This window comes from Streptomyces flaveolus (assembly GCF_000716535.1).
Classification (GTDB): Bacteria; Actinomycetota; Actinomycetes; order Streptomycetales; family Streptomycetaceae; genus Streptomyces; species Streptomyces flaveolus_A.
The window spans coordinates 57,351-81,300 of record NZ_JNWV01000021.1 but is presented as its reverse complement, the minus strand read 5'-3'; the positions used below and the strand labels follow the sequence as shown (position 1 = coordinate 81,300).

General features: G+C 72.0%; 24 protein-coding genes. 8 read left to right on the top strand and 16 right to left on the bottom strand.

The window, feature by feature from the left end:
• Positions 1-294: 294 nt before the first annotated feature.
• Genes OO52_RS23580 through OO52_RS23565 form a run of 5 tightly spaced genes read right to left on the bottom strand, consistent with a single transcriptional unit; the run spans position 295 to position 2,340 of the window.
• Positions 295-567 carry a hypothetical protein gene (locus OO52_RS23580; protein WP_030646373.1) on the bottom strand — a complete coding sequence of 91 codons (273 nt, stop codon included), beginning with the start codon at positions 565-567 and terminating at the stop codon, positions 295-297.
• Positions 568-587: 20 nt separating this feature from the next.
• Positions 588-1,037 (bottom strand): hypothetical protein, encoded by a 450-nt coding sequence (locus OO52_RS23575; RefSeq protein ID WP_030646375.1) that lies wholly within the window; start codon positions 1,035-1,037, stop codon positions 588-590.
• The gene (locus tag OO52_RS52895) at positions 1,034-1,612 is read right to left on the bottom strand and encodes a metallophosphoesterase family protein (protein ID WP_234339718.1); all 579 of its coding nucleotides are present in this window, start codon (positions 1,610-1,612) and stop codon (positions 1,034-1,036) included. Before OO52_RS52895 ends, OO52_RS23575 begins: the two co-directional genes overlap by 4 nt.
• Before the next feature lie 15 nt (positions 1,613-1,627).
• Positions 1,628-2,035, bottom strand: coding sequence for a hypothetical protein (locus tag OO52_RS52890; RefSeq protein WP_234339719.1), 408 nt, complete (start codon positions 2,033-2,035; stop codon positions 1,628-1,630).
• Positions 2,032-2,340: a plastocyanin/azurin family copper-binding protein gene (locus OO52_RS23565; protein WP_234339721.1), complete on the bottom strand. Its 309-nt coding sequence runs from the start codon at positions 2,338-2,340 to the stop codon at positions 2,032-2,034. Before OO52_RS23565 ends, OO52_RS52890 begins: the two co-directional genes overlap by 4 nt.
• 777 nt (positions 2,341-3,117) lie before the next feature.
• Here OO52_RS23565 and OO52_RS23560 point away from each other — a divergent pair.
• From OO52_RS23560 to OO52_RS23545, 4 genes are all read left to right on the top strand, one after another.
• Complete coding sequence (locus OO52_RS23560) at positions 3,118-3,717, top strand: sigma-70 family RNA polymerase sigma factor (protein ID WP_078629985.1); 600 nt, start codon at positions 3,118-3,120, stop codon at positions 3,715-3,717.
• A 25-nt stretch (positions 3,718-3,742) separates the two neighbouring features.
• The gene (locus tag OO52_RS23555; protein WP_030646381.1) at positions 3,743-4,534 is read left to right on the top strand and encodes an anti-sigma factor family protein; all 792 of its coding nucleotides are present in this window, start codon (positions 3,743-3,745) and stop codon (positions 4,532-4,534) included.
• A 781-nt stretch (positions 4,535-5,315) separates the two neighbouring features.
• Positions 5,316-5,756 (top strand): ATP-binding protein, encoded by a 441-nt coding sequence (locus OO52_RS23550; RefSeq protein ID WP_234337929.1) that lies wholly within the window; start codon positions 5,316-5,318, stop codon positions 5,754-5,756.
• Between the two features lie 2 nt (positions 5,757-5,758).
• Positions 5,759-6,175: a hypothetical protein gene (locus OO52_RS23545; RefSeq protein WP_030646385.1), complete on the top strand. Its 417-nt coding sequence runs from the start codon at positions 5,759-5,761 to the stop codon at positions 6,173-6,175.
• 109 nt (positions 6,176-6,284) lie between these two features.
• Here the strand turns inward: OO52_RS23545 and OO52_RS23540 are convergent, their stop codons facing one another.
• The 11 genes from OO52_RS23540 to OO52_RS23495 form a co-directional block, all read right to left on the bottom strand.
• Positions 6,285-7,514, bottom strand: coding sequence for a helix-turn-helix domain-containing protein (locus OO52_RS23540; RefSeq protein WP_030646387.1), 1,230 nt, complete (start codon positions 7,512-7,514; stop codon positions 6,285-6,287).
• A gap of 170 nt (positions 7,515-7,684) precedes the next feature.
• Positions 7,685-7,825: a hypothetical protein gene (locus OO52_RS50945; protein WP_158712546.1), complete on the bottom strand. Its 141-nt coding sequence runs from the start codon at positions 7,823-7,825 to the stop codon at positions 7,685-7,687.
• A gap of 254 nt (positions 7,826-8,079) precedes the next feature.
• Entirely contained in the window at positions 8,080-8,775 is a 696-nt protein-coding gene (locus OO52_RS23535; RefSeq protein WP_234337928.1) for an MSMEG_1061 family FMN-dependent PPOX-type flavoprotein, read from the bottom strand.
• The gene (locus OO52_RS23530) at positions 8,762-10,006 is read right to left on the bottom strand and encodes an ATP-grasp domain-containing protein (protein WP_030646395.1); all 1,245 of its coding nucleotides are present in this window, start codon (positions 10,004-10,006) and stop codon (positions 8,762-8,764) included. The genes OO52_RS23535 and OO52_RS23530 overlap by 14 nt, the downstream gene beginning before the upstream one ends.
• 54 nt (positions 10,007-10,060) lie before the next feature.
• The gene (locus tag OO52_RS23525) at positions 10,061-11,308 is read right to left on the bottom strand and encodes an ATP-grasp domain-containing protein (RefSeq protein WP_051818542.1); all 1,248 of its coding nucleotides are present in this window, start codon (positions 11,306-11,308) and stop codon (positions 10,061-10,063) included.
• Between the two features lie 49 nt (positions 11,309-11,357).
• Positions 11,358-12,728, bottom strand: a complete 1,371-nt coding sequence (locus tag OO52_RS23520) for a hypothetical protein (RefSeq protein WP_030646397.1) — start codon at positions 12,726-12,728, stop codon at positions 11,358-11,360.
• A 59-nt stretch (positions 12,729-12,787) separates the two neighbouring features.
• Positions 12,788-14,056, bottom strand: a complete 1,269-nt coding sequence (locus OO52_RS23515; RefSeq protein WP_051818544.1) for an ATP-grasp domain-containing protein — start codon at positions 14,054-14,056, stop codon at positions 12,788-12,790.
• Positions 14,057-14,067: 11 nt separating this feature from the next.
• The gene (locus OO52_RS23510) at positions 14,068-15,327 is read right to left on the bottom strand and encodes an MFS transporter (RefSeq protein WP_030646399.1); all 1,260 of its coding nucleotides are present in this window, start codon (positions 15,325-15,327) and stop codon (positions 14,068-14,070) included.
• A gap of 16 nt (positions 15,328-15,343) precedes the next feature.
• On the bottom strand, positions 15,344-16,687 hold the full coding sequence (locus OO52_RS23505) for a TldD/PmbA family protein (RefSeq protein ID WP_030646400.1): 1,344 nt from the start codon (positions 16,685-16,687) through the stop codon (positions 15,344-15,346).
• Complete coding sequence (locus tag OO52_RS23500; RefSeq protein ID WP_051818546.1) at positions 16,684-18,027, bottom strand: TldD/PmbA family protein; 1,344 nt, start codon at positions 18,025-18,027, stop codon at positions 16,684-16,686. Before OO52_RS23500 ends, OO52_RS23505 begins: the two co-directional genes overlap by 4 nt.
• A gap of 54 nt (positions 18,028-18,081) precedes the next feature.
• A complete protein-coding gene (locus tag OO52_RS23495) occupies positions 18,082-19,050 on the bottom strand; it encodes a TauD/TfdA family dioxygenase (protein WP_030646402.1) in 969 nt (322 codons plus the stop codon).
• Between the two features lie 252 nt (positions 19,051-19,302).
• Between OO52_RS23495 and OO52_RS23490 the strand changes: the two genes are divergently transcribed.
• The 4 genes from OO52_RS23490 to OO52_RS23475 all read left to right on the top strand — a co-directional run bounded on the left by OO52_RS23490 (position 19,303) and on the right by OO52_RS23475 (position 23,950).
• Complete coding sequence (locus tag OO52_RS23490; protein WP_030646403.1) at positions 19,303-20,163, top strand: isocitrate lyase/phosphoenolpyruvate mutase family protein; 861 nt, start codon at positions 19,303-19,305, stop codon at positions 20,161-20,163.
• 82 nt (positions 20,164-20,245) lie between these two features.
• Positions 20,246-21,220 (top strand): 2,3-diaminopropionate biosynthesis protein SbnA, encoded by a 975-nt coding sequence (gene sbnA / locus OO52_RS23485; protein WP_030646404.1) that lies wholly within the window; start codon positions 20,246-20,248, stop codon positions 21,218-21,220.
• Entirely contained in the window at positions 21,213-22,262 is a 1,050-nt protein-coding gene (gene sbnB / locus OO52_RS23480) for a 2,3-diaminopropionate biosynthesis protein SbnB (RefSeq protein WP_030646405.1), read from the top strand. Before sbnA ends, sbnB begins: the two co-directional genes overlap by 8 nt.
• Positions 22,259-23,950 carry an amino acid adenylation domain-containing protein gene (locus tag OO52_RS23475; RefSeq protein WP_030646407.1) on the top strand — a complete coding sequence of 564 codons (1,692 nt, stop codon included), beginning with the start codon at positions 22,259-22,261 and terminating at the stop codon, positions 23,948-23,950. The genes sbnB and OO52_RS23475 overlap by 4 nt, the downstream gene beginning before the upstream one ends.

Sequence of the window (23,950 nt, the reverse complement as noted above, 5' to 3'; positions counted from 1 at the left end):
AGGACCTGCCCGGTACGCCTGGCGCGGCTTCCGGCAGAGCGGGAAGGGGCCCGCCCGCCAGGAAGGCCGAGCCGCAGTACGGCAGGAGTACCGGCTGCTGACTCGTCCTGCCTCCCCGGCCGGTCCCGGCTCCGCGCCCGGCGACCGTGCCGTACGCCGGTGCGCATCCGTGCACCGGCGCGAAGGCGACGGCGGGCCGGCTCGGCTCGGGCGCGGCTCGGTCGCTCATCGGCGCCGTCACCCGTGGCCCTTCACCGCGCGGTGCTCGCGATCTCCGGGGCCGCCCGGTGCCGGTCAGCGCGGCGCGTGGCCGAGCAGGGTGGCCCGCAGCTCGTGCTCGGTGATCTGCTCGGCGGGGCGGTGGAGCACCCAGCGGTGGGGTTCGCCATCCATGGGCAGCACCGCGACGACGGTCTCCGGCTGTGGGTGGCCGGCCGCGCCACGGCTGAGCTGACGGATGACGACGGCTGTGTCGTCGTCCAGGTCGAGCAGGGCGCGTACGGCATTGTTCAGTTCCCGCAGGCGCGGGCTGGGCCAGGCGATCCCTGGGCGTGGTTGCAGGTACATGGGGGTGTCCCTCGGGTGGTTCAGCCGGGTGGTGTGCGGGTGGTGGCGCAGGCGGCAGCCCCGACGGGCGGCCGGGCAGCGCGCGGGCGTCCGGCCAGGGTCACCTGCCAGACGGCGAGGAGCAGCAGCGTGCCGGTTTCGGCGAGGAGGCTGAGGACGGCTTGCGGCGCGGGTCGCAGACCGTGCTCGGTGAATCCGAACACTCCGACTGTTCGCGAAGCGGCGAAGCCGCCCAGAGCGCCGAGCGCGATGCCTGCCGCGGCGATCCTCAGCAGCAGGGGTGGCGTTTCGACCAGCAGCAGGACGGCGAGGGCGAGGGAGGCGCCGGCCTGGAGCAGGAACAGGGGACCGATGACGGGGATGGAGTGGTAGCCGTCGATGTAGAGCCGGGCGTGGAGGTATCCGCCGGCGGCGAGGGTCGCGGCGGTCGCCGGCGGCAGGACGGGGGCGAGGAGTCGTCGGGTGTTCATGTGAGCCTCTGGTCCGTGACGGCCAGTTCGCGCTCGCCCCGGTGGTAGCCGACGGTGCGGATACCGAGTGCCTCTTTGAGCTGCCGGGCGGGGACGACCTGCGGGGTGGGGGCGGGAGCGCGGCCCGGATGGGGCAGGGGGTAGGCGGTGGTGGTGGCGGAGTGGAAGGTGATGTTGCCCTCCGTCTTGGTGAAGAGCTGGTGGACGTGCCCGTTGAGGCAGGTGACGGAGGAGAAGCGGCGCAGGAGGGCGATGACCTTCAGGGCGTCGTCCGTGCTCCAGCCCCACCGCGGGTACATGGCGAACAGCGGGATGTGGCTGAAGACCACGATGGGGGTGTCCGACGGCAGTCCGGCGAGGTCCTTGCGGACGAAGTCGATCTGGGCGTGGCCGAGGTGGCCGAGCTTCTCCAGGCTCAGGGTGTTGACCAGGGCGATGAAGTGCACGCCGTGGGTGTCGAAGCTGTACCAGCCGTCGCCGAGCGTGCCCGCGCCGAAGGTCCGCCGGTAGGCGCGGCCCGCGTCGCCGATGGAGTCGTGCTCGCCCGGCACGGTGAAGACGCGGTCCGTCCGCATACCGCTCATCATCTGCTAGACCTGGTCGAACTGCCCGGCCGTGGACAGGTGGGTCAGGTCGCCGCTGTGCATCACGAAGTCGGGCCGGAAGCCGAGCGTGTTGACCTGGTGAATCGCCTCGGAGAACGAGCCGGCCACATCCATGTTGGCCGGACCCTGGAACCCGATGTGGCTGTCGGAGACCTGTACGAACCGCAGCGCCCCGCTGTCCGCGTCGGCGGCCCCGGCGATGCCCCGGGAGGTGCCTTCCCGGGAGTCGGCGATCTCACTGATCACCTGCCCACTGGCTACGGTGAGCACCACCGCGCCTCCGAACCAGGCGGTGTGCCGCATGAGTTGACGCCGCGTCATACCGTGCTCGGCGTCGGGCCGGCCGGTGTCGTCGGCCGGTGCTCCATCGTGGCTGTTCCAGTGGTCGTTCATCGGGTCACCTCCACGGTGGCGGTCATGAACGGGTGGATGGTGCAGAGGTAGGCGTAGGTGCCGGGCTTGGTGAACGTGTGGCGGTAGGTGGCGTGGGTGGCCAGGGCGGCCGAGCGCAACGGGCCGCCCGATCCGGTGCTGGTGACGGTGTGGGCGTCGGTGTCCTGGTTGGTCCACGTCACCGTCGTGCCCACCCTGATCTTCAGCTTGGCCGGGGAGAACGCGAAGTTCTTGATCGCCACCGCGTTGCCGGTGACCGGCGCGGCCTGCGCGCCCTTGGCCGGGGGACTCATGGGCATGCTCATGCTCGGCATGGCCGAGGCGCCGGGAGCGGAGCCCGCCGCGCCCCCCGGCCCCGTGGCGCCGGGCATCCCCGCCATCCGGTGCTGGCCCGGGCCGGGTGTGAGGGCACCGGCTCCGGTTGCCGGGGATTGCGACGACTGGCCGCAGGCGCTCAGGAGCCCCAGAGCGCCGCCGGTGGTGACGATGACGGCGGCCATCCCGGCCGCCGCGCGTGACCGGCGGCCTGGCGTGCGAAGGTTCAGGTACATGGTGTCCGTTCCTCGTTGATCAGGCGGAGGCGTGAACCGCGCCGGAGCGGCGCGCGCACCCGCGCGGATGTGTGGTGGATGCCGTGTCTCGTGGGCGCGTGCCCCTCACCGAGCGGCCGGCGGACGAACAGGGGTACTGCCCCGTGCACGCCGCTCGCCTCGACGCGCCCCGCGCCGCGAGGGTGCGGTCGGGGGCGGGGCGGGCGGCGCCGGGAGCGCCTCCGTCGCGTGGCGTGTCCCGGCCACTTCCGCCCCCTCCTCTGCCACGAGGGGAACCGGTGGGACATCGCCTCGGAGTCGGCTCTTGTCCGGCTTCACGGACGGCGAGGCCCCACGGTTCGACAGATACGCACCTTTTCGGGGCGAATCGGTGTCGCCGCAGGTCGGCCCGGGTTCCCGGCATCACACACGCTGGGTGTCGGCGGTGCGCCGGTCCGGCCGGGACACCTCGCCCACGAGACTCGCCGAACGTCATCTGTGCCTTCCTGTGCATTACAGGACAAAGGCGTACATGTGCGCGACGATCGACTCATGCCCTGGAACCAAAAACGTGGCCAGCGGACCCGTCCGGATCGCTCCGCAGACCGTGTCTCTGGTGAAGGGACCCTTTCGACCGCGGACGAGGAACTGCTGCGCACGCTGTACGCCGAGCACGCGGGACCTCTGTTCCACTACGTACTGCGGCTGACCTCGGGAGACTGGCAATGGGCAGAGGACGTGGTGCAGGAGACGCTGCTCCGGGCGTGGCAGCACCCCGCCGCGTTCGACCCCGCACGCGGCCCGGCCCGGGCGTGGCTGTGCACGGTCGCCCGGCACCTGGTCATCGACGCCCACCGGGCCCGGCAGGCGAGGCCGGCCGAGACCGGCGGCGAGGCGCTGGAGCGGGCCGACGAGCAGAACCCGGGGGAGGACGAGATCGATCAGGCACTGCAGAGCTGGGCGGTCGCCGACGCCGTCCGGTCGCTGTCCCCGGACCACCGCGCCGTCCTCCTGGAGACCTACTACCAGGGCCGGACCATGGCGGAGGCGGCACGCAGGCTGGGCATCCCGCTGGGCACGGTGAAGTCGCGGACGTACTACGCCCTTCACGCCCTGCGGCTGGCGTTGCAGGAACGCGGGATCGAGCCATGACAGAGGCGTGCGGGAGGTGGCGACCGTGAGTGCGGAACACGACGATCTCCGGCTGGCGCTCGGAGCGTACGTTCTGGGCACCCTGCCACCGGAGGAAGCGGAGCCGGTGCGTGCCCACCTCGCGCACTGCGCCGAGTGCCAGGCGGAGCACGCCCGGCTGGCGGGACTGCCCGCGCTGCTGGCGACGGTGACCCTGGCGGAGGCTTCGGGGCGTACGGTGCCGGCGGCCGACGGGAACCTGGCCGACCGGCTGGTGGCGCGGGCGGGCGAAACCGTGCGCGGCCCCTCACCCGAAGGGCCCACGGCGTCCGCCGTGCCCGTGACACCCCGGACGCCGGATGTGCTGGAGAGGCTGCTCCAGCAGGCCGCGACCCGGCGCCGCAGAACCCGGCGCCTGCAACTGGCCGGGGCGGCCGCCTCAGTGGTGCTCGTCGCGGCAGCGGCCGGCGGCACGTGGCTGGCCACCGTTGGCACCGTGGGCAGCGTGGCGACGCCGCCCGGGCCGAGCGCGCCCACGTTCACGCGCACCTTTTCCGGCAGCGATCCCGCCACCGGCGTCTCCGCCTCGGTGAAGGTCTCGCCCTCCGCTTGGGGCAGTGTCCTACAGGTCTCGGCCAGGGGGGCGCCCGCCGGGACCACCTGCCGGCTGCAAGCGGTCGGGCCCGGCGGAGTCAGGGCGGACGGCGCCACCTGGTGGGCCGGCAAGTACCCGTCCGGCACCACGATCCCCGGGACGGTCGCCATGGCCCCCGAGGCCATCCAGCACTTCGAGATCATCGCGGACAACGGCCAGAAGCTGGTCACGATCCGGGCGTGACCCGACGACGGCCACCCGTTGCGAGCGCGGGGCGGGACGAGAGGCCGGGAGGGGCCCGGGCACCCGACGGGACGTGAGCCGCCTACGACCGGTGGCCCAGCCCGAGGGCGCGCACAGGACGACGCGCACGGCCTTCTCCGGCACGCGCGTGGCCGCCGGCATGGCCTCCTCCGGCACGCGCGTGGCCGCCGTCGCCGGCCGGTTCCACCAGGCGGCACGGCTCCGGCGGCGGTGGGGCCGTCCGACCACGACAGCTCACGGATCGGCGTGGCGGACCTCGGGAGCCGGCACCGGTCCCTCCGTCGCTGAGAAGCTGACCGGCGTGGCCCGGCCGGTGCGCGGGCAGGGGCGGGGTGTTGCTCCCCGGCTCCGTGGCACGACGGTCCGCAGGGGCGTTTCTGCCCGTTCAGCGGCGCTACGCACAGCGCCCCGTGCGGGACGACCACGGGCGGGGAAGCGAGCACGTTTCTGCCCGGTTCAGCGGCGCTACGTACAGCACCCCACCCGGCACGACCACCGGCGGGGAAGCGAGCTACAGGTGCCCGGTCCGCCCGCGTACGGCGGCGCGTGCCGGCAGAGGGCCGCGAGCCCGGCCGGGCCACCCCCTGATGTGAACCGAAAGAAGCCGAACAAAGAGGCCGACCACCCGAACCGTTCGGCATGCGTCACCCGTGAAACCACATGAGCGCGCCATGCAGGTCAGCCCGCCGACAACCCGAAAGGGCGCTGCCGGTGGTCCCCCTTCCCGGTCTCCGCACACTCACAGAAGAGCCAGAAGACCATGTTCGTGACCGACTCCCCCCGCACCAGTCCGCAGCCCGGCTGGCCCTGCCGCCACGAGGCGCTGCTCACCCTGCCCGCGCAGGAGGCGCACGTCTACGCGGTCCGTCACTTCACGGCGGATCTGCTGGAAGCCTGGCAGGTACCCGCGAGCGAGCGGGACTCCGCCATTCTCATCGTCGACGAACTCGCCGCCAACGCCGCCCAGTACGGCCGCGAGCGCATGACCCTGCGGCTCGTCCTCCACGACGGCACGCTGCACATCGTGGTCACCGACTCCGGCGGGGCGGTGGAACGCCACCGCCCCGACATCTCCTCCGACGAACACGGCCGCGGCACGGGCATCGTCCAGTACCTTGCCCAGTCGACCGAGGCCCGCCAGACCGGCAGTGGCCGCGAGGTCCGCGCCTGCCTGAGTGCTCGTCATGACCAGGAGGAGTGACCATGGACATCACCCCGGACGACGGCGAGGGCATCGACGTCCCGCCCCTGCACGAGGCGTACGCCAACGCACCGGGCCTGCGCCGCGAGCTGCACCAGGTGCTCGCACTCGAGGCCGAGCGCGACGGCCGCCGGGCCGGGCCCGGCACCGGTCCCCCGGCCGACGCGACGGCCGCCGAACGCGCCCGACTGCTGCGCCGGGCCGCCCTCATGGACCGACTGGCCTGCGCCGCCCCCGGTCCCGGCCCGGTCGCGGCCGCCGCGGAAGCCGCCGAACAACTCGTCCTGCACGACCGCCACCACCCCGACCTCGTGGCCGGTCCGCACCATCCCGACGCGATCGCACTCGGCCGCGGCCGCCGCCTCTACGTACGCCAGGAGTACGCCGCCTGGACGGCTGCCGGGCACCCCGGAACCTGAACCGGCCCCGACCCGACCAGGACCAGGCTCCGGCCAACCCGACTCACCTCGCCACCCGCGCCCGCTCCGAGGCCGCCCTGTTCAGCACAGGGAGGCCTCGACTTCTGGATCAGGCCGACTTCTGGACCAGGGCGCTCTCGGCGACCGCGCGCCACACCTCCGCGCTGAGGTCCGGCATCCGCGCCGCCTGCACCTGCGCGGCCAGGTCCCGCATGCGGTGGACCGCGTCGGCGTCGCCGCCGTAGTTGGCGAGCAGTTCCTGCAGCAGCCTGAAGCGGATCTGGTCCCGGTACGTCAGCAGGTGCACTTCGTCCTCGCCGGCCGCGACGATTTCGGCGGAACGCTCCATGTTTCCCTGCCGGTAGGCCAGTTGGGCCTTGAGGAGGAGCAGTTCCTGTACGTTCCGCTGCGGACCGGCGAGCCCCAGCGCGGGCTCCACCTCGGTCAGCAGGGCCTCGGCCCGGTCGAGGCGGGGCGGCAGGGACTGGAGCGACAGGCTTGCCGCGGCCAGCCTGAGGCGCATCCACAGGGTGAGCTCCTCGCGGCTGTCCAGGGCCGCGAGCGCCCTCTCGATGAACTCGAACGCCTGGCTGAAGTTGCCCTGCCTGGCCTGGACGGTGGACGCGGTCCAGTAGGTCTCGGCGGCGAGCGCACCCTCGCCGTGCGGCAGACTCTCGCAGACTTCGGTGCTGAGGGCGGCTGCTTCCGCGAGGTTGCCGAGTTCCGCCTCGGCGGAGATGAGCAGGAGCTTGGCGCGGACGAGGTCCGCGGTCAGTACGCGCAGTTGGTGCCGGCGGGTGAGCTCCAGCGCTTCCTGGGCCGAGCGCCGGGCACCCTCCATGTCGCCGAGGTTGCGGCAACATCGGGCGATGCGCTGCAGGACGTAGACGTGCAGCGCCGGGCGGTTCAGCTCGCGGCTCATCACCTCCAGCTTCTCCAGGACGGTGCGCTCCTCCTGGAACTCGCCGAGTGCCGAGTGCTGGCGGGCGAAGAGGGCGAGAGCCTCCCAGCGCGTCGTGGCGTCCACGTCGATGGCGGTGCTGAGCGCGTCGTTGAGAAGGTCGCGGATCTCCCCGTCACGCTCACCGGGCGGTCGGGAGGAGAGGGTCATGACCAGATCAGCCAGATCGTTCTCGGAGTACTGGGCGAAGCTTTCGACCGGCACGTCCAGCCGCTCGGCCAGGTACGCCACGGCGCGGTCGGTCGGAGGGCGTGCCCCGGATTCGAGCCTGGACAGATAGGCGGCCGACATTCCGGGTCCGGTCAGCTCCGACTGCGACTTTCCCTGCTGCAGTCGCAACTGACGCAGGCGTCGGCCGAAGCTCGGCTGCTCCAGCATGAGTGGATCCGTCCTCGAGGGTGATGATCGGGTTCAGCCAGCGGCGCCCCGCACAGGCGCGTACGGCCCTAGAAGGCACTCTGGGGGAGTCGCCGCGGCGACTCCCCCAGACCAAGTATGGCAAACCTTGTCTAAAGTTGGCAAGGTTGCGTTTTTGCAAGTGTTGACCCTCAGGGCCAGTCGATGGGCTCGGTGACCGCGGACGCCTGGGTGCTCACGGACCTCTCGAGCGAGGGCTGGGCCGGAGTGTGCCCCACGGAGAGGAGCAGGGAGAGCGCCAGGGCGGCCAGTCCGCCCACGAGAACCTTCACGATGATCGATCCTTGCCTTGTCGCTGGTTGAGTGAGAGATGCGATCACCGTTGACCGCGGGCAAGGCACGCTCCAGAGGTGGCCAATTCCCCCGTGCGGCCCGCCTGACGCCATCAAGCTAGCCCTGTCGTCACCGACTTGGCAAGGCTTGACAAGAGTTGGCAATTACCGAATGTTCACTTCGTCATTCCATGGACGATCCCTGGCATCCACGACGTCGGTGGTCGTGCCCGTCGTCACGCGCGGTCCGCCGGTCACGGGTAGAGGCGGCGCTCGTAGGACGCCCCGTACCGCTCTTCGAGCACGTCAAGGGGCACGTCCTTCCACTCCGTGCTCCTGGCGATGCGCGCCCTGGACGGCGCCGCTTCGGGAGTCCAGGACCCGGGATCCCAGACACCGGCTCGCATGAACGACTTCGCGCAGTGGAAATAGGCCTCCTCGACGTCCACCAGAAGCGCCAGTTTCGGCCGGTTGCCCTTGACGACCATCCCGTCCAGCAGCGCCGGCGAACGGACCAGCCGCGCCCGTCCGTTGACCCGCAGAGTGTCGCCCCGCCCCGGAATCACGAAGATCATTCCGACGTGCGGGTTCTGCAGGACGTTGCGCCAGCTGTCGAGCCGCCGGTTGCCCGGCCGGTCCGGCACCGCCAGTGTCGAGTCGTCGAGGACCTGCACGAAGCCCGCAGGATCGCCCTTGGGGGACACGTCGCAGGTGCCGTCCACAGCCGCCGTCGCGATCATCACCAGCGGTGTGTGCCGGATCCACGCCCGCTCGAACTCGCCCAGCCGCCGGGTCGCCTTGCCGAAGACGACCGGGTTCGCCTCACCGATCAGGCCGCGCAGCTCCTCCTCGGACGTGATCTCGACGTGGCCGGAACCCGCGGGGGCGCCGGGCTGCTGGACGGGCGGGTCCGCCTGCGGCGCGGGGCGCGCCGGGTCACTCGGGGGCATCGGCCGGAACCTCCGTGCGGACGACGACGCTCGCGCCGGTCTTCTCGCACAGGGCGAGCGCGGCGTCCGCGTCCGGCCCCACGGCGACCACCTGCCCGATCCGGTCCCAGCTGGAGCGCAGCGGCCGTACGGTGTCGCCGACGGCGACGTCGAGGGCGACGGTCAGCACGTCCGTCCGCTCCGCGGCCTCCGCCACCCCCTCCACCGCCGTCACCGTGCCCGGCTCCGCGCTCAGGAAGCGGGTCGCCGCGGCCTGACGCAACGGGGGCCTGCTCTCCAGCGCCGGCAGTGTGCCACTCGCCCAGGCGACGGTGTACCGCTCGATGTCGAAGCCGTACGCCGCCTCCACCAGGTCCCGGATGCGGTCGCCGCCCGGCCGGTTGTGCGACTCGATCACCCGGGGCCCCCGGCCCGAGAGCCGCACCTCCGTGTGGCTCGGGCCCTCCTGGAGACCGATCGCGTCGAGGAAGGCCCGCACGCAGCGCTCGATCGCGCGGGCCGACTCCGGGGCCAGCCGGGCGGGCACGACATGGCCGAGTTCCACGAAGTTGTCGGAGGTCAGCTTCTCGGTGATCGCCACGATCACGTGCCGGCCGGCGAAGGTGAAGGCCTCGACGCTGACCTCCGGACCGTCGACGTACTCCTCCATGATGAACCGCTCGAGGGGGAACGCCGAGGCGAACTGGTGCTCCGCCCCGCGCAGTCCGCGGGCCGTCTCCCAGACGCGGTCGAGTTCCGCCTCCTCCGTGACCAGTTGGAGGCCGAGGCTGGCGATGCCGTCCACCGGCTTCACGATGAACGGGTATCCGTGGGCCGCCGCGAACCGGTCGAGGCTCTCCCGGCCGTCGAGTTCCTCGGCGGCGACGGTGATCTCCGGTGCGACGGAGGCGAGATGGCGGCGCATGCGGAGCTTGTCCCGCAGCAGCAGGGTCACCTCGTGGGAGACTCCGCCGAGCCCCAGCAGGTCGTTGATGCGCGCGGCGGGTTCCAGCCCGGCCTCGCTCGTCGTCACGGCGGCCGTGAAGCCGTACACCTGATGGGCCGCGGTGATCAGGGGTTCGAGGATGTCCCAGTCCCGGTAGTCGACCAGCAGCGCGGCTTCCACCAGCTTGGCGTGCTCCGCGAGGAACAGTTCGGGGCGCTGCAGGAAGACGACCTCGTACCCCTGCTCCTTGGCTTTGCGGACGTTCTCGATCCGTCCGCCGACGATCAGGACGCGCTGTTTGGACATGGGACTCCTCGATCTGATGGGGGTGTTGGCAGGACGTGGCCGGTGCGACGCGGCTCACGCCCCGGGGGCGGGCGCGTCGGCCGGGTCGATCTCCACCACGGCCTCGCTGACCAGCCGCTTCGCCAGCAGGCGCAGTTCCTGCCCGGTCGAGCACTCGAGCACCGCCCAGGCGAGGCGATCTCCCGAGTTCTGCGCGGGGCGCACCCGCGCGCCGGACGAGAGGCGGGCGTCGTGTCCGGCGACCTCGGGCCGGGCCGCCCACGCGGCCAGGTCGAGCGCGGTCAAGCGGCCCGCTTCCGGCGCCGACAGGAAGAGGCTGCCCGCGGCGCGTACCGGCTCCTCGGGCGTCTCCGGAACCTCGCCGAGGGCCAGGCTCAGACAGGCGGCGAAGACGTCGAAGTCATGGGCACGGGCGACGAGTTCCATGATGTGGTCGCCCGGGGTGCGGACGGCCACCTCCATGATCACCAAATCCTGGTCGGCGCGTGCGCGGAACTCCAGGTGGACGACGCCGGTGGAGAAGTTCAGGGCCTCCACGACGCCCGCACACAGCTCGTCAGCGGCCTTGCGCAGCAGGGGCCGGTCGGCGCCGTAGCCGGCTTCGTGGAACAGCTCGACGAAGTACGGCGGGCCGCTGGTCTCCTTGCGGGTGAGGTTGGTGAACAGGACCCGGCCCTGATGCACCAGCGCCTCCACGCTGTACTCCTGGCCCTCCACGTACTCCTCGACCAGCAGGGGGCCCTCGCTCTCCCGCCTGGCCACCACGTCGTCCCACTCAGCGGCGCTCGCCACCCGCTCCACGCCCTGGCTGCCCTGCAGCGACACGGGCTTCACCACGACGGGCAGCCGGGCGAGCGCCCACTCCCGCTGGTCCGACAGCCGCAGTGTGTGCCGGTGGCCGGGCTGCGGCAGGCCCGCGCGGTGGAACTCGGCGCGCTGGAACGCCTTGTTGCGGGAGACGGTCGCGGCGTCGAGACCGGGGCCCGGCAGTCCGAGGCGGTGCTGCACCATGGCCGCGGCCATGACGTGGGCCTCCGCGAACGCCCACACGGCGTCCGGAGCGAGCCGGCCGGCCAGGGTCATGGCCGGGGACAACCAGCTCTCGTCCCGGGTCGCGGTCACCTCCGCCACCGGTTCGAAGTCCACGATGCAAGGGAAACGCCCGGTCAGGGCCGCGTGCCGGGCAGGCGTCTCGACGACGCCCACCCGCAGGCCCGCCGCCTGGGCCGCGCGCAGATAGCCCTCGGCCATCACACCCGCGCCGATCAGGAGAACGGTCTGCTGCTGTCGCGTGTCTGTCATGGAGCTCTCCGGATTCGTGTGTGTCGAGGGGGTGCGCGGCGTCGGAGGGTCAGCCGGGTCGGGCGGGCGTGCGGGTCGCGGTGGCGTCCGTCGCGGCGGCGCGGAGCAGGTCTTCCAGGTCGGCCAGCCAGCGTTCGGCCCACCGGGGAGTCCGGACGTCCGTGTCCACCTGCAGCAGCAGCCGCACGCCCGATTCGTCGACGTCGGCGCTGAGGTAGTGGGCGGACTGCCAGAGCATGGCGCTGTCCACCCACGCGGTCTCGGCGTCGGCCGCGGCCCGGCGCAGCTCTTCGGCGCCGGCCTCCCGCACGGGCAGCGAGGTCGCCCGTGGGCGGTAGTTGAGGGTCGGGGAGCCGTCCAGCCGTACGCCCCGCTCCTTCTCGATGGTGGCGCGCAGTTCCGCAAGGGCGGCGGGCGGGCAGGGACCGGCCGCGTAGGCGCGCAGGGACGCGGACGCGGTACGGCGAACCAGCTCCGCGAAGGACGCGTCCCGCGTGTCGACGCAGCACAGCACCGGCTGGGAGCAGGGGACGACCGCGCCGACGGTCTCCGGGCGCAGCCGGTTCGCGGAGATCAGCTGGACGGCGCCGTACCGCTCGCCGGTGCGTGCGGCGTCGGTGGCCAGTACGGCCGCGGTCAGTACGGAGGCGGGACTCTCGCCGGTGCGTGCCGCCACCGCGCCCACGGCGAGGTCGAGCGCGGCCGACCTGCGACGCAGAAAACGGAACCGCTCGCCGGCTCCCGACGGACCGGTACCGGCGGGCGCCGCGGGCATGCGCCGCAGGGCCCGCTCGGCGTGCCGCAGCGCCCGTCGGGCGGTGCGGGACGCCGTCTCGGACGCCTCGGCCCCGGCCAGCTCACGCGGTTGCAGTCCCTCGGCGGCGGAACCGGGCGCGGTCCGCGCGACCGGGTCCGCCTGTGCGCACCGGTCGGTCAGGAACGCGCCGACCGGCAGCAGTGCGAAGGCGTCCACGGCGACGTGGCTGAAGGCCAGGGCGAGAAAGCGGGGTTGCCCGCCGACGCCGATCAGGGCGGCCCGCAGCGGCCACTCCTCGGCGACGTCGAAGGGGACGCGGGCGAGGTCCGTGAGCACGGCCTCGGCCGCCGCGTGGACCTCGTGGGCCGCGGCGGGCGCGGCGAGATCGTGCGCCGTCACCCGCAACGAGCCGTGGCGGTGCACCTGCTGGCCGGGAGGAGCGGTCCGTGTCACCCGGCTGCGCAGGCTCTCGTAGCGTTCGACGAGCTCGCGCAGCGCGGCCGTCGCCTCCTCCTCGCGGACTCCGGCCCGCAGGGGGTAGAGCCGGGTGATGGCCAGGCTGCGGCCGTGCGGGCGGGCCGCGTCCAGCTCCGCCAGGTAGTACTGCTGACTCCAGGTCAGTGGAGCCCGGCCGGCCCAGCCCGCCGCGAAGGGCACGGCCACGGTGCGACGGGACACCGGAACGGGCGGGCTCGCCGGCCCGCGCTCGGGCGCCATGCCGGCTAGGCCCCCTCGGCCGCGGCGCCGGCCGGCGACCAGACGAAGGTGAGTTCCCCGCCCGCCGCGCGCGCCCGCCCGAGTGCCTCGTCCCGGTCGGCACCCTCGGCGATGATCCAGGCCGCGCGGTCCCGGTTGGAGCCGTTGGCCTCGTAGGTGATGCCCGCCTGGACTCCCGGGCGCAGGTGCACCTCGTGCACGCCCTTCACCGCCTTGGCCTCCGACATGCCGTGAATGGCGTCGAGCCGGCCGCTGCGCTGCAGCATCAGGAAGTGGATCGCGGCCGTACGGTCGCAGCGCAGGGTCAGATCGGGGGTGCCGCCGAGGAGCGCGATCATGTGCAGACGGCACATGTCGACGCCGCTGGCGATCCGGACGGCCTCGGGGATGCGGTCGCCCGCGATCCGGCCGTTCACCTCGATGACGCGGGCGTCCGTGCCGTCGGCGGTGAGCTTCAGTTCCACGTGCGCGGGACCCCAGGTGACACCGATCGCCCGCACCGCCTGCTCGGCCTTCTCGACCAGGAGCCGTTCGCGCTCGGGCGGCAGGGCCGCGGGGAAGACGTGCCCCATCTCCAGGAACAGCGGCGGCTCGCTGCCGATCTTCTCGGTGAGGCCGAGGACCTTGCCGTGCACGATCTCGGCCGAGTACTCGGCGCCGGGCACGCACTCCTCCACGACGACCTTCGGGGTCACCGTGTGTCCGAGGTACTCGCCGAGCTCCATGACCTGCGCGGTGATCGCGGCGACGTCGTCGGCCGAGTCGCAGCGGCGTACGAACAGGCTGCCCGTCAGGTCCAGCGGCTTGACGACCACGGGGTAGCCGATGCTCTCGGCGGCGGCCACGGCCTGCGCGGGGGAGTCGGCGACCTGGAAGAGCGGGTTGAGACCCGGTGTGCCCGCCATGGCCTCGCGCATCGCGGCCTTGGAGCGGCACTTCGCCACCGCCTCGGGGTCCGGGCCGGCCAGGCCCAGGCGGGCGGCGACCGCCGCGCCGGTGTCGCAGTAGTACTCGTACACGGAGGTCACGCCGATCACCTCGCCCTGTGTGCCGAGTTCGCGGCAGAAGTCCACGACGGCGTCGACGGAGTCCACGTCGCAGGCCCGGATCTCCACGCCGAGTTCGGCGTAGTCGTGCAGCAGGGAGGGGTGCAGTGCGGCCGGGTCGGTGGCGACGATGATCGGCGTGACGCCCTGTTCCAGCAGGTAGCGGGCGCAGTCCTGGCCCGCGCCGGTCCACGGCGAGTCGATGAAGACCACGAAACGGGAAGACATGATTGCTCCATTCACTTGCTCAGGGGGGCGGTGTGCGCCGAGGGGAAGTCCTCCGGCGCGGGCAGGTCGCGCATGCTCCGCAGCCGGGAACAGATCAGCCACAGTCCGCCGGCGCTCATCCCCGCCCCGGCGACGACCAGGGCGGTCCGCACTCCGGCCCACTCGCCCAGCGCGCCGCCCGCGAGGGAGCCGAGCGGCAGGATTCCCCAGACGAGGAAGCGCACGCTGGCGTTCATCCGGCCCAGCAGGTCGGGCGGGCACAGCGCCTGCCGGATGCTGGCCTGGCCGACGTTGTAGACGATGATTCCGAAGGCCGTGGCGAACCAGGGCCCGGCGAACAGCAGCGCGGCCCAGCCATGGCCCGCGAGCGGGATCAGCAGGGTGGTCGGCACTGTCGTGAGATAGCCCAGCCGCATCGCGCGGACCTGGCCGAGCCGGAGCGCGAGCCGGCCGGACAGGGCGGCGCCGAGCACTCCGCCGACCCCGCCGATGGTCATGAGGACGCCGACGAGGGTGCCGGAGAACCCGATATCGTCCACCAGCAGCAGCGTCACCAGCGGCACGGTCATGGCGTAAAAGAAGTTGTACGTGGCGGCGGAACCCGTGATGGCGCGGAACACCGGGTGGCGCAGTACGAAACGCAGACCCGCTCGGATCTCGGCTCCCATGCGCCGGTCGGGGCGTCCTTCCGGGACCGGTTCGGCGGTGCGGATGCGGGACAGCAGGAACACCGACAGCAGGTGTGCGACCGACTGGGCGCACAGGGTGGCGGTGGCGCCGGCGAGTTCCACGAGGGAGCCGCCGAGGGTGGGGCCGACCGTCCGGGAGACCGAATTGGTGCTCTCCAGACGGGCGTTGCCCTCCACGAGCCGGTCGCGGCCCACCACGACCGGTATGTAGGACTGGTAGGCGATCTCGAAGAAGACGGTGGCGAATCCGATGAGCAGCATGCCTGCCAGCAGGGCCGGGAAGGAGATCCGGTCCAGGAAGAAGCCCACGCCGATCAGGATCATCAGCGCGGCCCGCAGCAGATCGCAGACGATGAGGACGGGACGTCGCCGGGCCCGGTCGACCAGCACTCCGGCGGGCAGCCCGACGAGCAGGAAGGCGAAGGTCTGCGCCGCCCCCAGCACCCCCATCTGCATCGGCGTCGCGGCGAGCGTGGTCGCGGCGAGCAGCGGGATGGCGGTCCTGCTCGTGTTCGTCCCGATCATGCTGACCGTCTGGGCGCCCCAGAACAGCCGGAACTCGGGGTTCTTCAGCAGTGACATGTGGACTCCCCGTGGCCTAGCGGCCGGTCGTGAGGCTGGTGGTCCATACCCCGGGGCCCGCGACGAAGGAGTTGTGGCTGCGGTTGACCCGTACCCGGCCGTCGTGTCCGTCGATGTTCCGCAGCAGCTCGAAGACGTTGCCGGCGAGGGTGATGTTGCCCGCGTTGTTCCGGGTGCCGTCCGGCCCGACGACCACCGCGTTGGCGCCGATGGAGAACTCGCCCGTGATGGGGTTGGAGGTGTGCGCTCCGTTGGCCTGCACCACGTGCAGCACGGTGCGGCCGGGCCGGTGCTCGGTGCCGAGGTCGGTGGTGTGACTCAGCAGCAGGAAGCCGGGCTGGACGGTGACCATCTCGCCGGCGGGGCCGCGCTGCCCGGAGCCGGTACTGGTCGTGCCCGCCTCGGCTGCCGTGCGGCGGGCGCTGAGGAAGCCGCGCAGCGTACCGTCCTCGATCAGCGCGGTGCGGCCGCAGACGGTTCCCTCGCCGTCCCAGGGGACCGGGAGCGGGCTGTCGGGTGCGGTCGGGTCGTCCACGAGGCCGACGCCGGGGGAGGCGACCGCTTCGCCGGTGCGGTCCGCGAGCGGGGAGCGCCCTTCGAGGACGGAGTCCAGCAGGAAGGCGGGGACGATCAGCGAGAGCAGCTTGACCAGCACCCGGCCGTCGACCAGGAGGTCGTCGTAGACGAGCCGCGGGACGGGCTTCGCGGCCAGCAGACGTGCCAGACCGACGAGCTCGGGCAGTTCCGTGCTCTCCACCCGGTCGAGCAGGTCCGGCACGGAGCGGCCGTAGGACTGGTGGCCGATGTATCCGGTGCCGTCGCCGCGGGCGGTGACGCGGGTGTGCAGCTGGACGACGCCGGTGTCGTACCCGATGGGCGCGGCGCCGGCGCGGTGCAGCCTTATGCGGGAGCGGTCGGCGCCGGCGCGCAGTTCGACCTCCAGGCCGTCGTCGCCCGCGCTGAGCGCCCGGAGCCGTTCGGTGGCCTCGGCGTCCAGGTGCGGTGGTGGGGTGTCCGGGGCCCGGTGCGGGGTGGTGAGGGCGGGCGGGGGCGGCGGGACGGCGCCGGTCCCGGACAGTGCCCGGCCCGCCGCGAGGGCGGCGGTGACCAGGGCGGGGTCGCGGGAGTCGGGGACGTTCTGCACCGCGTAGCCCTCGGTGCCCTCCGCCCACACGGTGAGGGCGGTGGCGCCGGTGGCCACGTCGCTGCGGCGTTCGACCGTGCCGAGCCGGCACACCAGTTCGTCGGTCCGCCGGCGCAGCGTCCACACCTCGGCGTCCGCGCCGTGCCGTGCCGCTTCCTCGATCAGGGCGTCGCTCGCCGTCGCGGCGGTGGCGCTCGTGCGCTGTGTGCCGCTCATCGCTCGGTACCGCCCACCAGCAGCGAACCGACCCTGAGGGTGGGGCCGACCACGCCGACCGTCACCCACTGTCCGAACTTGCCGCACTTGGCGGCGCCGACCGTGCTGTCGTCGGCCACGGCGTCGATGTCCCGGAGCACCTGCGTTCCCGTTCCCGTGATGGTCGTCTCTTCTATCGGGTCGGTGATCCGCCCGTTCTCGATGAGGTATCCGTTGGTCACCCGGAAGGTGAACTCGCCGGTGGACTCGACGACTTCGCCGCCGCCGACGTGCTGGGCGTAGATGCCGTGGTCGGTGGAGGCGATGATGTCGGCCACGCTCGAGGTGCCGGCCGCCAGACAGGTGTTGGTCATCCGTGGCTGGGGCGGGTGCAGCACCGTCGTGCACCGGCCGTTGCCGCTGGAGGCCCGGCCGAGGCGGGCCGCCGACTCCTGGTCGGTCAGATAGCCGGTGAGCACGCCGTTCTCGATGAGGGTGGTCGGGCTGCCCGCGGTGCCCTCGTCGTCGTAGGTGTAACTGCCCACCGCCTGCGGCACCGTGGGGTCGTCGACCAGGGTGACGAGGGGGGAGGCGATGTCCTCGCCGAGCCGGCCGGCGTAGACGGAGCCGCGCAGCACCTCGTCGCCCTCCAGCGGATGGCAGCAGGCCTCGTGCAGCAGGACCATGCCCCGGCCGCCCGCCACGACGACGGGGAGCCGGCCGACCGGCGCGGGTCTGGCGTCGAGCCCGGTCACCGCGCGGCGGGCCACCTCCTGTCCGGCGGCGCGGACGTCGATGCCGCTCAGCGGCCCGCTGACGCCGGGAGTGTAGAAGCCGGTGGCGACGCGGCCGCCGCGGCGGGCGATCACCCGGATCGTGAGGTAGCTCAGCAGCCGGTGTTCGGCGTACAGTCCGGCGTCGTCGGCGAGCACCAGGTCCTGGTCCCCGAGCTCGAAGTCCACCACGACCTGCGTGACCGAGGGGTCGAACGCGCGGGCCGACTCCTCCAGTTCGGCCAGGGCGCCGAGCGCGGAGGACAGCTCCATCCACTCCGGCACGGGACCCGTGTCCGGGGCGCGGTGGCTGACCGGGTCCCGGGCGTCGTCGGCGGCGAGCCGCGCCACCGCCGGGTCGAGGCCGGAGACGGCGTGGTGCCGGTAGGAGTCGCGCAGCACATAGCGCGCGGCCGTGGCCTGCCCCCGCTGCACGCTGATGTCACGGACGCGCCCCTCGGCGTACCGGCCGCCGACGCGGTGCCACGACTGCACCGCGGCCGAAGTCGCGACGCAGTCGTGCGGGCGCTGCCGGCGCATCTCGGCGGCCAGGTCGTGGCCCACCGAGCGGAGGGAGTCACTGGGCATGGGTGTTCTCCTCGGCTGAACGTGCTGCGCTGCGTGACGGTGGGCGATGCGGGGCTACTTGCTCGACCACATGCGGAACATGTAGCGGTTGACCTGGTCCGGGCTGTCGTTGCCCAGGTCGATCTCGCGGGGCGCGAACCGGTCGTAGAAGGCCGTGCGGGTGTGCAGGAACCGGTCGTCGGCGGACACCAGGGTCTGGCCTCGTTCGAGACGGATGCGGTACTGCACGGACGACTGGTCGAGGACCGCGTCGAAGAAGTCGAGGGCGGCGCGCTGTTCGTCGGTGATCGGCTCGCCCTTCTTCTCGTGGGCGACCTCGATGTACGTCCGGAAATAGCGGACCAGCGGTTCGCCCTCGGCGGTGTACCGGATGATCGGGGAGCGGAAGAAGCCGGTCTCCGCGGTCAGCGACATGCCGCGCTTCTCGAACCAGAAGTCCTGGGTGAGGATCTTGAGGACGTCGGGGTGCTCGGCGAGGACGTCGTGGACGGGCTTGGCGTCGACGAGGATGCTCTCGCCGCCGATGTAGGCGGACTGGCCGCAGGACAGCAGCAGGTAGTCGATGGGGTCGACGTCGTTGACGGCGTCGTTGTGCATGTACGAGCCCTGCTTGGTCTGGTGGTAGCGGGCGCCGTCCTCGATGGTCCTGCGCACCCCGCGGTCGTACACCTCGATCAGGCGCCAGCCGTCGGTGTTCTGGACCATGGGCCGGCCCAGCGCGGTGCCCAGCACCCAGGCGTACAGGGCCTGCTGGCGCAGCGACCGGACGCCCGCCACGCGGTCGTACACGATGAAGTGGACGCGGGAGTCGATGACGTCGCGGGTCGCGTCGACCTCCGCGGCGAACAGCGGGACGGCGGAGAGGTCCGCCTCGACGGAGTCGACGCGTCCCTGCGGGTGCTGCCGGTCGAGCTCGGCCACGTAGGCGGCCAGTTCGCTCTGAGCCTGCTCCGAGAAGGTGTGGAACGCCTCGGCGGGGACTTCCAGAGTGCGTGGGTGAGTAGGCACGAGCGCAGTGCTCATTCTCTGCTGTTCCTCTCTTCTTCCCGTCGGCCCGACAGCCGGGCCAAGACGATTGCAGCACGTTGGCAATGAGTTGACAAGCCATTGACAAGCCTTGCCAAGCCCATCTAGTTTTTCGGGCTGTGCCGATCGATCAAACGCCTCAGTGGCTGGATCTCGGCAGTTCACAGCAAGCTCAGCGCACAGCTCAGCGCAGCCCAGCGCTTTGGCAAGGGTTGCCACCTCACTGTCAAAAGACCAGGAGTTTCAGGCGTGCAGCGACCCATATACCCCTCATTCCGCTCCGTCCTGGCGGACAACGACGTCGTCCGGGTCGCGGGAGCGAACCACGCACTGGGCGGACTGCTGGCCGAAGAGGCCGGCTTCCAGGCCGTGTGGTCGTCGAGCCTCGAGGTCTCCGCGTCCCGCGGCCTGCCCGACGCCAGCATCCTGAGCATGACCGAGTACCTCGAAGCCGCCGCGAACATCCAGAAGGTGCTGCGCATCCCGGTCGTGGCCGACTGCGACACCGGCTACGGGGGCAACCTCAACGTGGCGCACATGGTCCACGAGTTCGAGGCGGCCGGCATCACCGGACTCTGCATCGAGGACAAGCTGTTCCCCAAGATGAACAGCTTCGTGGCGGGCGGCCAGACGCTGCTCGGCACCAAGGAGTTCGCCAAGAAGATCAAGATTGCCAAGGAGGCGCAGGCCTCCACGGAGACCTTCGTCATCGCCCGCACCGAGGCACTCATCAGCGGCCTCGACGTGGACGCCGCCCTGGAGCGCTGCCGCACCTACGCCGACTCCGGCGCGGACGCCGTGCTCGTCCACTCCAAGGCGAAGACGCGTGACCAGGTCGTCGCCTTCCTGGAGGGCTGGGACTTCCGCGTCCCCGTGGTCATCGTCCCGACCACCTACCCCGACTGGCACATCGAGGACATCCGGAAGGCCGGCGTCTCCGTCGTCATCTACGCCAACCACGGCCTGCGCGCCACGGTCAGCGCACTGCGCGACACCTACCGCTCCGTTTACGAGAACGGCGACACCACGGCACTCGAGGGATCCATCGCCTCCGTCAAGGACATCTTCGCGCTCCAGGGGCTCGACACCTGGCAGAAGCTCGACAGCTGACCGCCAGGACAACCGCGCGGCGCGCGAGGAACGAGCGGACGGCGGCCGTGAGCGGACCAGTGCACAGAAGCGGACAGGACCCTTGGCAATCATCTCTACGGCGGACGACCTGCTCGACAGCGACGTCTACATCGACCTGGACCACACGCTCGGCATCCCGCTGAACCTCAAGTGCGAGGGTTTCAACTTCGCGGGCTCCGTGAAGCTCAGGGCCGCCACGTCCATGGTCGCCTCCGGCCTCAGGAACGGTCTGATCGACGAGGGCTCCACCCTCGTCGAATCCTCCTCGGGCAACCTCGGCGTGGCGCTGAGCATCGTCGCGGCGGCGCGGTCGATCCCCTTCGTCTGCGTCACCGACCCCAAGTGCAACCCGGCGACGGTCAAACTGATGCGGGCGCTCGGCAGCGAGGTCGTGGTGGTGGACCGGCCCGACGCGAGCGGCAGCTACCTCTCCGCGCGCAAGGCACTCGTACGGGAGCTGTGCGAGCACAACACCGGCTACGTGTGGCTCAACCAGTACGAGAACCCGGCCAACTGGCTGGCCCACTACGAGAACACCGCGCCTTTGATAGCGAAGCAGTTCCCCGCTCTCGACGTGCTCTTCGTCGGCGTGGGGACCGGCGGGACGCTCAGCGGATGCGCCGAGTACTTCCGGGAGAACCGCCCCGGGGTGCGCATCGTCGCGGTGGACACCGTGGGCTCGGTCAACTTCGGCCTGGCAGCCGGCCCACGTCATCTGCCCGGGCTCGGGGCCAGCGAACCCATGCCCTTCGTGCACCGGGGCCTGGTCCACGACGTGGTCCAGGTGCCGGAGCGGGACGCGGTACGGATGTGCCGGCGTCTGGCCCGGCACGGGTTCCTCCTCGGCGGCTCCACCGGGACCGTCGTCAGCGGCGCCGCCCGGTGGCTGGCCGAGCACGACCCGGGCCGCTCGCTGAACGCGGTGGCCATCTCCGCTGACCTTGGCGACCGCTACATCGAAACGGTTTACGACGACGCGTGGGTCCAGGACACCTACGGCGACCTCCACACGGAACGGGAAGACAGCAATGGCTGAGCAACAGGCCGGCCCCCCGGGATTCTCCGTCGTCCCGGGCGAGGCCGTCCACAGAAGCCTGGCGGGACGCCGGGCGGAGATCATCGACCTGGTCGAGGACGCCTACCGGCTCCACGGCGAGGGACGGACCGTGAACCCGCCGTCCTACTTCCTCCGCTTCCCCGACCGGCCCACCGCGCGCATCATCGCGCTGCCGGCCTCGGTGGGCGGCGAGGTCGGGGTGGACGGCATCAAATGGATCTCCAGCTTCCCCACCAACCTCGACCTGGGCATTCCGCGCGCATCGGCGCTGCTGCTGCTCAACGACCCGCGCACCGGGTACCCGTACGCCTGTCTCGAAGGGTCGATCATCAGCGCGGTGCGCACCGCGGCGTCGGCCGCCTCCGCCGCCCGCCGGCTGGCCGAGCAGCGGGGCACCCCGCGCCGCGTCGGCTTCTTCGGCACCGGGCTGATCGCCCGGTTCGTCCAGGACTACCTGTCCGAGCTGGGCTGGCAGATCGACGAGTTCGGGGTGTTCGACCTCAGCGCGGAGTACGCCGCCTCCTTCGCCAAGCAGGTCCTCGGACCGACCGACAGGCCGGTGCGGGTGCACCAGGACGCGGAGTCCCTCGTCCGGTCCTCGGACCTGATCGTGTTCGCGACCACCGCGGCCACCCCGCACGTGGTCGATCCCTCCTGGTTCGACCACAACCCCCTCGTGCTGCACGTCTCGCTGCGCGACCTGGGCACCGAGGTCGTGCTGCGCAGCGCCAACGTCGTCGACGACGTCGAGCACGTGCTGAAGGCCGACACCTCCGTGCACCTGGCCGAACAGCGGACCGGCAACCGCGACTTCCTGGACGCCACGCTGTACGACGTCCTCACCGGCAAGTTCACGGCACCCACCGACCGGCCCGTCATCTTCTCGCCGTTCGGCCTGGGCGTGCTGGACCTCGTCGTCGGCGCCCATGTGCACCGGCTGGCCACCGCCGCCGGCGACACCGTCCCGATCGGCGGCTTCTTCCACGAGCTGGACCGTCACCAGAGCGCGGGTGCCTCATGACCGCGCCCCTGACGCCGGCGACCCTGCCGCTCGCACCGGGTGCCGCCGAGCGGGCCCGCGCGCTGGGCCTGGGCCGGGACGGCGGCCGGTCCGACACCGCGTCCGGTGTGCTGACGCGAGTGGCCCGCACCGCGGCACGGACGCCGGAGCGGACCGCGGTCGTCGACGGCGAGTCCGCCCTGACCTACGCCGGACTGCTCGCCCGCGTCGACCGGTTCCGCACCGTGCTGAGCGCGGCCGGCTGCTCGGCCGGCACGGTCGTCGCGGCGGTCGGCGACCGCTCGGCCGACACGATCGCGGCGTTCCTCGCCCTCGAGAGCCTCGGCGCCGTCTACCTGCCCATCGCCCCCGACTGGCCGGCCCAGCGGGTCGGCGAGGTGCTGACGCGCAGCGGCGCCGACCTGCTGCTCGACTACTCCGGCGACCCGGGCGGCGACGGCCCGCGCGGCCGTACGGCCGTGAAGACGGCGGACGAGCTGGGGACGACGGTGGTCGCGGCACCCGGCGCAGACACCTTCGGGCCCGGCGCGCCGGTGCCCGTCCCGTCCGCCGACGACGCCCCGGACCGCTCCCTGGAGCCCCGCTACTGCATCTTCACCTCCGGCACCACCGGACGGCCCAAGGGCGCCTCGGTGGAGCACCGCGGCATGATGAACCACCTCTGGGCCAAGGTCGAGGACCTCGGCCTGACCGAGGCGGACCGGCTCGCCTTCACCGCTCCGCTGGTCTTCGACATCTCCATCTGGCAGATGCTGGCCCCGCTGCTCGTCGGCGGCACCGTGGTCGTGCTGCGCGAACCGGAGCTGGCCTACCCGCGGCGCCTGACGAACGCCCTGGAGCGGTCCGGCGTCACCGTCGTCGAACTCGTGCCGACCGTCGTCGGCTGGATCACCGACCAGGCAGAGCGCCGCACCGGTGTCACCCTGCCCGCGCTGCGCTGGCTGATCTCCACCGGCGAGGAGCTGCACACCCATCTCGCCGCCCGCTTCCTGGCCGCCGCACCCCACATCCGGCTGCTCAACGCCTACGGCCCCACGGAGTGTTCGGACGACATCACCCACCACGAGGTGACCGCACAGGACACCACCCGCTCCCGGCTCCCCGTCGGCGCACCGGTCACCGGCGCCCGTCTCTACCTCCTCACCCGCCAGGACGGCGGACGGTGGCGGGCCGCCGACCCCGGCGAACCGGGCGAGCTGTTCGTCGGCGGAGTGGTCGTCGGACTCGGCTACCTCAACGACCCCGAGAACAACGCCGCCGCGTTCTTCACCGACCCCTTCGACCAGGACTCGCCCACCGGGCGGCTGTACCGCACGGGCGACCTGGCGCGCTTCGAGGACGGCGTCGTCCACTACCTGGGACGCGTGGACCGGCAGGTCAAGGTCGCCGGAGTGCGCATGGAGCTGGACGAGATCGAGGTCGTCCTGCGGCGTCACCCCGCGGTCGACGAGTGCGCCGTCGTGGTGCCCGTCGTCGACGGGCGGCCCGAACTCGCCGCCTGCTACACGCTGCTGCGCCCCGTTTCCGCCGAGGAGCTGAAGACCTACCTGGCCGACTCGCTCCCCGAGGCCATGGTGCCGCGCCGGCTCACCGAGCTCGACGCGCTGCCGCTGACCCAGAACGGCAAGACCGACCACCGTGCACTGCGCCAGCTGACGCAGGACGGCACAACCCCGGCAAAGGTGTGA

Bases quoted from the DNA above. Each gene is read 5' to 3' on its own strand.
- OO52_RS23510 (WP_030646399.1), bottom strand. From the start codon at position 15,327: ATGTCACTGCTGAAGAACCCCGAGTTCCGGCTGTTCTGGGGCGCCCAG.
- OO52_RS23560 (WP_078629985.1), top strand. From the start codon at position 3,118: ATGCCCTGGAACCAAAAACGTGGCCAGCGGACCCGTCCGGATCGCTCC.
- OO52_RS52895 (WP_234339718.1), bottom strand. From the start codon at position 1,612: ATGCGGACGGACCGCGTCTTCACCGTGCCGGGCGAGCACGACTCCATC.
- OO52_RS23515 (WP_051818544.1), bottom strand. From the start codon at position 14,056: ATGTCTTCCCGTTTCGTGGTCTTCATCGACTCGCCGTGGACCGGCGCG.
- OO52_RS23475 (WP_030646407.1), top strand. From the start codon at position 22,259: ATGACCGCGCCCCTGACGCCGGCGACCCTGCCGCTCGCACCGGGTGCC.
- OO52_RS23525 (WP_051818542.1), bottom strand. From the start codon at position 11,308: ATGACAGACACGCGACAGCAGCAGACCGTTCTCCTGATCGGCGCGGGT.
- OO52_RS23530 (WP_030646395.1), bottom strand. From the start codon at position 10,006: ATGTCCAAACAGCGCGTCCTGATCGTCGGCGGACGGATCGAGAACGTC.
- OO52_RS52890 (WP_234339719.1), bottom strand. From the start codon at position 2,035: ATGAACGACCACTGGAACAGCCACGATGGAGCACCGGCCGACGACACC.
- OO52_RS23580 (WP_030646373.1), bottom strand. From the start codon at position 567: ATGTACCTGCAACCACGCCCAGGGATCGCCTGGCCCAGCCCGCGCCTG.
- OO52_RS23565 (WP_234339721.1), bottom strand. From the start codon at position 2,340: ATGAGCATGCCCATGAGTCCCCCGGCCAAGGGCGCGCAGGCCGCGCCG.
- sbnB (WP_030646405.1), top strand. From the start codon at position 21,213: ATGGCTGAGCAACAGGCCGGCCCCCCGGGATTCTCCGTCGTCCCGGGC.
- OO52_RS23535 (WP_234337928.1), bottom strand. From the start codon at position 8,775: ATGCCCCCGAGTGACCCGGCGCGCCCCGCGCCGCAGGCGGACCCGCCC.
- OO52_RS23505 (WP_030646400.1), bottom strand. From the start codon at position 16,687: ATGAGCGGCACACAGCGCACGAGCGCCACCGCCGCGACGGCGAGCGAC.
- OO52_RS23500 (WP_051818546.1), bottom strand. From the start codon at position 18,027: ATGCCCAGTGACTCCCTCCGCTCGGTGGGCCACGACCTGGCCGCCGAG.
- OO52_RS23550 (WP_234337929.1), top strand. From the start codon at position 5,316: ATGTTCGTGACCGACTCCCCCCGCACCAGTCCGCAGCCCGGCTGGCCC.
- OO52_RS23575 (WP_030646375.1), bottom strand. From the start codon at position 1,037: ATGAACACCCGACGACTCCTCGCCCCCGTCCTGCCGCCGGCGACCGCC.
- OO52_RS23495 (WP_030646402.1), bottom strand. From the start codon at position 19,050: ATGAGCACTGCGCTCGTGCCTACTCACCCACGCACTCTGGAAGTCCCC.
- OO52_RS23545 (WP_030646385.1), top strand. From the start codon at position 5,759: ATGGACATCACCCCGGACGACGGCGAGGGCATCGACGTCCCGCCCCTG.
- OO52_RS23540 (WP_030646387.1), bottom strand. From the start codon at position 7,514: ATGCTGGAGCAGCCGAGCTTCGGCCGACGCCTGCGTCAGTTGCGACTG.